Source organism: Streptomyces sp. NPDC001156 (assembly GCF_053598275.1).
Window position 1 is genome coordinate 1 of record NZ_JBSFJX010000322.1, and the last position, 6,660, is coordinate 6,660.

Below are 6,660 nucleotides of genomic sequence, written 5' to 3' on the forward strand. Positions count from 1 at the left end.
GGTTCTCGATCGGCACGGTGCGCGCTTGGTTCTCGCAACGCACGCACACCTTACCCGATCATGTGGGCGGTCTTTCGCCCTGGGGGCGAAACCCCGTTTCCTGCCCTGCTCCGCAGGGGTCCGATTCCTCCCCGGCCTGAAGGCCGGGGCGTCCTCGGAGGCATTTGGTGAACAGGAGGCTCCCCCGGCCATCACGCAGCTCGGGCAGAACGGCGTCGGCCGCGACCCTGGCGCCCAGGACATTGATGGCCGTGACATCGGCCCAGTCCTGGTCGTCACCGCCCAGGGCCGAGTCCTTGCGCAGCACACCGACGTTGTACACGAGCACGTCGGGGGCGCCCAGCTCGGTGATCGCACAGTGGAGCGCGGCGCGCAGGTTGTCGGGGTCTGCGGCGTCCGCGACGTAGCCGCGGATGTCCTGGCCGGTGGAGGCGAGCTCGGCAGCGTAGGTGTCCAGCCTCGCCTTGTCGCGGGCCAGCATGGCGACCGAGTGTCCGGCATGGACGAATGTGCGTGCGATCGCGAGGCCGAGGCCAGGTCCGACGCCGACGATCACTGCGGTTCCGAGGGCCATGGCGGTCCTTTCTTCGACGGGAGGCTCCCGCGACCACCGCAACATGGGCGCCCATGACCGGGTCACCGTCCGCCTGAACTCCGGGGCGCCCCACGAGCCCTCCGCCATCGGGCCGGGGAAGGAGCCACCGGGCCGCCGGGTCTCCTTCCCCGCTTACCAAGTCTCCGGCACCCCGCACAACTACCGTGTACTGCTGGTCGTGCCCCCTGCGGCGGCCAGGTCGGCGCACGTCGAGACGGTGCCGTTCGGCGCCTACTTCACCACCACGCGCCCGCCGACCGACGCGCAGCGGCAGAAGACGCAGCAGGCCCTCGACGACACCGGGGCCGATGTTCGGTTCCACTTGGAGGACGGACCCGACGATCCGGCCGGTGTCGTGCCGCTCACACTGGCGATCTTCGCGGCGGTCGTCACGCTCGGCGCCGCCGGTACCGCGACCGGCCTGGCACGGTCCGACGCCGAGACCGACCTCGCCACCCTCGCCGCGATCGGAGCGCCGCCCAGGACCTGCCGGCTGCTCGCGGCGTCCCAGTGCGCCGTGGTGGCCGCCGCCGGCGTGTTGCTGGGCGCTGTGACCGGGATCGTCCCCGCCGTCGGGCTGCGCCTGGTCGACCGGCGCATCGCCACGGCCTTCGACCAGCGGCAACTCGACGAAGGCACCGCGAGCCGGCTCATCGAGCACGTGCCCCTCGTGATGCCCTGGGGACTGCTGGCCGTCCTGCTGATCGCGGTGGCGATGGGTGCTGCCGGCCTGGCGGCACTGGCCACCTCGTCGAGACCCACGACCACCCGCCGCGCCACGTAGGTGTGTTGCCTTCGAGGGCCGGGGTTGCTTGCCGGTGATCCCGGCCCTTGGCGGTGCCGACTGATCGCATGAACCGTGACGCCCTGCCACCAGTCCTGGCCCAGGACGGCAGCGGTTTCCGCGCGACAGCTCTGGGGCATCTGGCCCTGGCGGCACGAAGTCATGGTTGGGACGGGTGCCACCGGCCTGGACACAGTCGTACCCAAACCCGCGCCGCCGGCTTCGGCGGAGGGGGCCGGCGGCGCGGGTCTCGATACGATCAGGCCTTGCGGGCCTGGATCTCCTCCGTGAGAAGCGGTACGACCTCGAACAGGTCGCCGACCACGCCGTAGTCGGCCAGGTCGAAGATCGGTGCCTCGGCGTCCTTGTTGATCGCCACGATCGTCTTCGAGGTCTGCATGCCGGCCCGGTGCTGGATAGCGCCCGAGATACCCGCCGCGACGTACAGCTGCGGCGACACACTCTTGCCGGTCTGGCCGATCTGGTGCGCATGCGGGTACCAGCCGGAGTCGACGGCCGCGCGGGACGCGCCCACCGCAGCGCCGAGCGAGTCGGCGAGGGCCTCGATGACCCGGAAGTTCTCGGCGCCGTTGACACCTCGGCCGCCGGCGACGACTGTCTCCGCCTCGGTCAGCTCCGGGCGTCCCGTCGACTCGCGCCGGGTCCGCGAGGTGATCCTGGTGCCGGTCGCCTGGTCCGAGAAGGCCACCGTCAGCTCTTCGACCGTGCCAGCGGCTGGGGCGGCCTCCACCGGCGCCGAGTTGGGCTTGACGGTGATGACTGCGATGTCCCGGGTCACGCGCGAGCGGGTGGTGAAGGCGGCGGCGAACGCCGACTGCGTGGTGAGCGGGCCCTCGGGGCCGGCCTCGACGTCGATGGCGTCGGTGACCAGGCCGCCGCCGACGCGCAGCGCCAGGCGGGCGGCGATCTCCTTGGACTCGGCTGAGGAGGGCAGGAGAACCGCGGCCGGGGAGACGGCGGCGCAGGCGGCCTGCAGCGCGTCGACCTTGGCGGCCACCAGGTAGTCGGTGTATTCGGGAGCGTCGTGCGCGAGGACCCTGACCGCGCCGTGGTCGCCCAGGGTCTTGGCGGCGGCCTGTGCGCCGGCGCCGAGATACACGGCAACCGGGTCGCCCAAGCGGCGGGCCAGCGTGAGCAGTTCGAGGGTGGGTTTGCGCACGGCTCCGTCGACGTGGTCGACGTAGACGAGGATGTCGGTCATGGAACGTGTCTCCTGCGCATGAGGAAGAAGGACGGGGGTGGGTGGGCCTTGGCCGGCCTCAGATGTACTTGTGCACCGCCAGGAACTCTGCGAGCTGCTTGCCGCCCTCGCCCTCGTCCTTGACGATCGTGCCCGCGGTGCGGGCCGGGCGCTCGGTCACCGCTTCGACCGTGGTCCAGGCGCCCTTCAGGCCCACCTCGTCGGCCTCGATGCCGAGGTCCGACAGGTCGAGGGACTCCACCGGCTTCTTCTTGGCCGCCATGATGCCCTTGAACGACGGGTAGCGGGCCTCACCGGACTGGTCGGTCACGGACACGACCGCCGGCAGGGACGCCTGAAGCTGCTCGGACGCCGCGTCGCTGTCCCGGCGGCCCGTGACCTGCCCGTCGGCCACCGAGACCTCGGACAGCAGGGTGGCCTGCGGGACGTTCAGGCGCTCTGCGAGCAGTGCGGGCAGGACACCCATGGCGCCGTCGGTGGAGGCCATGCCGCAGACGACGAGGTCGTAGCCGATGTGCTCGATGGCCTTGGCGAGCACGAGCGAGGTGCCCAGCGCGTCCGTGCCGTGCAGGTCGTCGTCCTCCACGTGGACGGCGCGGTCGGCGCCCATGGACAGCGCCTTGCGCAGCGCCTCCTTGGCGTCCTCGGGACCCATCGTCAGCACGGTGATCTCCGCGTCGTTTGACCCGTCGGCGATCTGGAGGGCCTGCTCGACCGCGTACTCGTCGAGCTCCGAGAGAAGGCCGTCGACGTCTTCGCGGTCGACCGTCGAGTCGTCGGCGAAGTGCCGGTCGCCGGTCGCGTCGGGCACGTACTTCACACACACGGCGATCCTCAGGGTCATGGCTGTTCTTCCTTCTGCTTGTGCGTTGTCTCGCGGTTGGTTCGTTGTGCCGGGGGCCGGGCCGTACCCCGCCGCCTGCGCGGGCCCGTCGTCCGCTACCCCGCTCCCCCGCTCCGACGAGGCCGGTGCCGACGGCTCGGATCGCGGCCGGGCGGCCCGTGGCGATCCGTCCAGGGTCCCTGGGGGTGCCTGGCTCAGGCGCCGACGGTCGGCGGGACGGCGCCCGGTTCGGTGAGCGGCAGGCCGAGGTACGCGCGCTCGGTGACCCAGCGGGTCGGCCGGTACCGCGGGTCACCGGTGCTGCGGTGGAGGCCTTCCTGGAGGGCGAGCAGGCGCCGCGCCCCGATCCGGTCGCCCCAGGCCAGCGGGCCGACGGGGTAACCGAGTCCCGCCGTGACCGCGATGTCGATGTCGGCGGGGGCCGCGATGGAGCGCTCCGCGACGGACGCGGCCACCGACACGATCGACGCCAGCACCCGCTGGGCGACCGAGCCCGCCGTGTCGCGCACGACGGAGACAGGGACGGCCTCGGTACCGCCGGCCGCCCGCGCCAGCACCGCGCGCGCGTCTCGCACCGCGGCCTGGTCGGACGCGGGGGTCATGGCCAGCACCCGGCGGCGGGCGGTGAGGGACAGTGGGTCGACGCCCAGGGTGCGCTCGGCCGGCAGGGCGTCCTCGGCGATCGCGGCGGCGACGGTCGTACCCCAGAGCGCGGACAGCACGACAGCCCTGGCCGAGGGCGCGGTTCCCCTTTCGAGGGTCGCTCCCGACTCGCTGAGCACCCTGCGCAGTGTGTCGCTGTCCCGGCCCTCGCCGGCGACCCACACCGGCCGGCCGGCGTCGCCGGTGACCGGCTCTTCCGGCAGGTCGGCGGGGGCCGGGAGGCCAGGGCCGTACGCGTAGAAGCCGCGCCCGGTCTTGCGGCCGTGCAGGCCCGCCGCCACCCGGTTGGGAGCGAGGTACGAGGGGCGCAGCCGGTCGGAGTGCCGGAAGCCCTGCCAGATGGAGTCGGTCACCGCGGCGGTCACGTCCAGGCCGGTGAGGTCCATCAGCTCGAAGGGGCCCATGCGCAGTCCGAGGACGTCGCGGGTGATGCGGTCGATGCCCGTCGCGTCGCAGACCGACTCCTCCAGCAGTGCGAACGCCTCGGTGATCAGGCCGCGTCCGACGTGGTTGATCAGGAAGCCGGGGGTGTCCGAAACGACCACCGCGGTGTGTCCGGTGCCCCGGACCAGGTCGACGAGGGTCTGGGTGATCTCAGGGCGGGTCAGCTCGCCCGGGATGACCTCGACGATCTTCATCAGCGGTACGGGATTGAAGAAGTGCAGGCCGCAGAGGCGGGAGGGGTCGAGGAGCCCTGACGCGATCTGCGTCACGGGCAGCGAGGACGTGTTGGTCGCGAAGATCGCGCCCGCGGGCAGGACTTCCGCCAGCTGCCGGAACAGCTCTGTCTTGGTCGCCAGGTCCTCCCGGACCGCCTCGACGACGAGCTCGACGTCGTCGCCCGGCGCGGCAGGCGAGTCCACCGGGAGCAGCCGCGCCGAAGCGGCTGCGGCGGCCTCATCGGTCATCCGCTGCTTCTGGACGGCGCGTTCGAGCATGTGCCGGACGAACCCGATGGCCTCGCCCACTGCCTTCTGCCGTACATCGGCGAGTTCGACGGTGTGCCCGGCGACCGCCGCCCACTGGGCGATACCGCGGCCCATCGCACCGGCACCGACGACCCTGATTCGCATGTGGATCTCGCCTCCCTCTCGGTTCTCGGTTCTCGACCCTCGCCCCGGTGGGACGGGGCGGGCCGCGGTCCTCACCCGGCGGCTGCAATCCGCTACCGCCGGTGGGGCGCCTGCCCTCCACTGTCGCCCGCGTCGGTCAACGGTGACGCTCGAGGCACCGTGCCGAGCTGGGTGTTCAGGCATCGCTGACGCACCCGTCCGGGACGGATGTGTCCGCCGGTGCGCCACGTCGGAACTCCCCATCCCCTGGCGCCAGGGGCGACCCGCGCCACCGTGAGCTCCTCAGCCGCGGCGGCATCACCGCCGCGGACCGTCGAGGGGAGCGGCTCCCGCATCGAGGTCGGTCCGGCCACGGCGGCACGCTCCTCGGACCGGTTGCGTGGACGGACTTACGGTGCCAGCCGCGATCCATTAATGTCCAATACCAAATGGCACTCTCTTTGAGACGTTCATTCGATGAATGACCGGGATTCGTCCCAGAGTCGGAACAGTGGGAACCACCATGGAACTGCGCCGCCTGGTCGCCTTCGTAGCCGTCGCCGAGGAACTGCACTTCGGCCGTGCCGCCAAGCGGCTCCAGATGGCCCAGCCACCGCTGAGCCAGCAGATCCGGCAGCTGGAGAAGGAGCTGGGGGTCCAGCTCTTCGAGCGCAACACACGCTCGGTCAAGCTCACCAGCGCCGGCCAGTCCTACCTGGAGCCGGTGCGTACCGTGCTCAAGGACCTCGACCTGGCCACCCGAGCCGCCAGGGCCGCCGGGCTGGGCCAGTACGGGCAGGTGACCGTGGGCTTCGCCGGCGCCTCCAGCCACGAGAGCCTGCCCCGGCTGACCCGGGCCGTCAGGGCCCTCCACCCGGGCATCGAACTGGTCCTGAAGGGTCAGACGTACGCCAACGCGGCCCTGGCGCGCGTCGCGGAGGGTTCGCTGGACCTCGGTTTCGTACGCCTGTCGGCCACGCCCCCGGGCGTGGCGCTGCGGGTCATCGGCGAGGAGGAGATGATCTGCGCGCTGCCGTCCTACCATCCTCTGGCCCAGCGCGACCGCATCCCGGTCGCCGCCCTGGCCGAGGAGCCCTTCGTGAGCTTCCCCGCCAACGCCGGGTCCAGCCTGCGCGACGCCACGTTCCAGGTGTGCGACACGGCCGGGTTCACGCCGCGGGTGGTCCAGGAGGCACCGGACTCCCACACCATCCTGGCGCTGGTGGCCGCAGGAGTCGGGGTGACGCTGACCCTGACGTCCTGCCTGCACGTCCAGCAGACCGGCCTGGTGTACCGCCCCCTGGCCGGACCGCCCGTGCGGCTCCAGGCGGCCCTGGCCTGGCGTACGGACAATCCGTCGGCCGCGCTTCACTCGGTCCTCGCCGTGGCCGAGGAGGCCCTGCCGACCGTTCCTAGTCAGTGAGCAGGAGTGGGTCTTGTACCCAATCCTGGTCAACTGGCGCATCCCGAACGGTGGTGGATGCACTGGTCTCCCGCGTT

Annotated in this window: 6 protein-coding genes; 2 read left to right on the forward strand and 4 right to left on the reverse strand. The window is 71.8% G+C overall.

Annotated features, from left to right (window positions below):
- Positions 1-58 precede the first annotated feature (58 nt).
- Positions 59-574 carry an SDR family oxidoreductase gene (locus ACWDA7_RS49070; RefSeq protein WP_450614229.1) on the reverse strand — a complete coding sequence of 172 codons (516 nt, stop codon included), beginning with the start codon at positions 572-574 and terminating at the stop codon, positions 59-61.
- Between ACWDA7_RS49070 and ACWDA7_RS49075 the strand changes: the two genes are divergently transcribed.
- Positions 573-1,379 carry a hypothetical protein gene (locus ACWDA7_RS49075; protein ID WP_450614231.1) on the forward strand — a complete coding sequence of 269 codons (807 nt, stop codon included), beginning with the start codon at positions 573-575 and terminating at the stop codon, positions 1,377-1,379. The genes ACWDA7_RS49070 and ACWDA7_RS49075 overlap by 2 nt on opposite strands.
- 259 nt (positions 1,380-1,638) lie before the next feature.
- Here ACWDA7_RS49075 and ACWDA7_RS49080 read toward each other — a convergent pair whose 3' ends face one another.
- From ACWDA7_RS49080 to ACWDA7_RS49090, 3 genes are all read right to left on the reverse strand, one after another.
- Positions 1,639-2,601 carry an electron transfer flavoprotein subunit alpha/FixB family protein gene (locus tag ACWDA7_RS49080; protein WP_450614233.1) on the reverse strand — a complete coding sequence of 321 codons (963 nt, stop codon included), beginning with the start codon at positions 2,599-2,601 and terminating at the stop codon, positions 1,639-1,641.
- 58 nt (positions 2,602-2,659) lie between these two features.
- A complete protein-coding gene (locus tag ACWDA7_RS49085; protein ID WP_450614235.1) occupies positions 2,660-3,445 on the reverse strand; it encodes an electron transfer flavoprotein subunit beta/FixA family protein in 786 nt (261 codons plus the stop codon).
- A gap of 194 nt (positions 3,446-3,639) precedes the next feature.
- Positions 3,640-5,181: a 3-hydroxyacyl-CoA dehydrogenase gene (locus tag ACWDA7_RS49090; RefSeq protein WP_450614237.1), complete on the reverse strand. Its 1,542-nt coding sequence runs from the start codon at positions 5,179-5,181 to the stop codon at positions 3,640-3,642.
- Positions 5,182-5,683: 502 nt separating this feature from the next.
- Here ACWDA7_RS49090 and ACWDA7_RS49095 point away from each other — a divergent pair.
- Positions 5,684-6,583, forward strand: a complete 900-nt coding sequence (locus ACWDA7_RS49095; protein WP_450614239.1) for a LysR family transcriptional regulator — start codon at positions 5,684-5,686, stop codon at positions 6,581-6,583.
- Positions 6,584-6,660 lie beyond the last annotated feature (77 nt).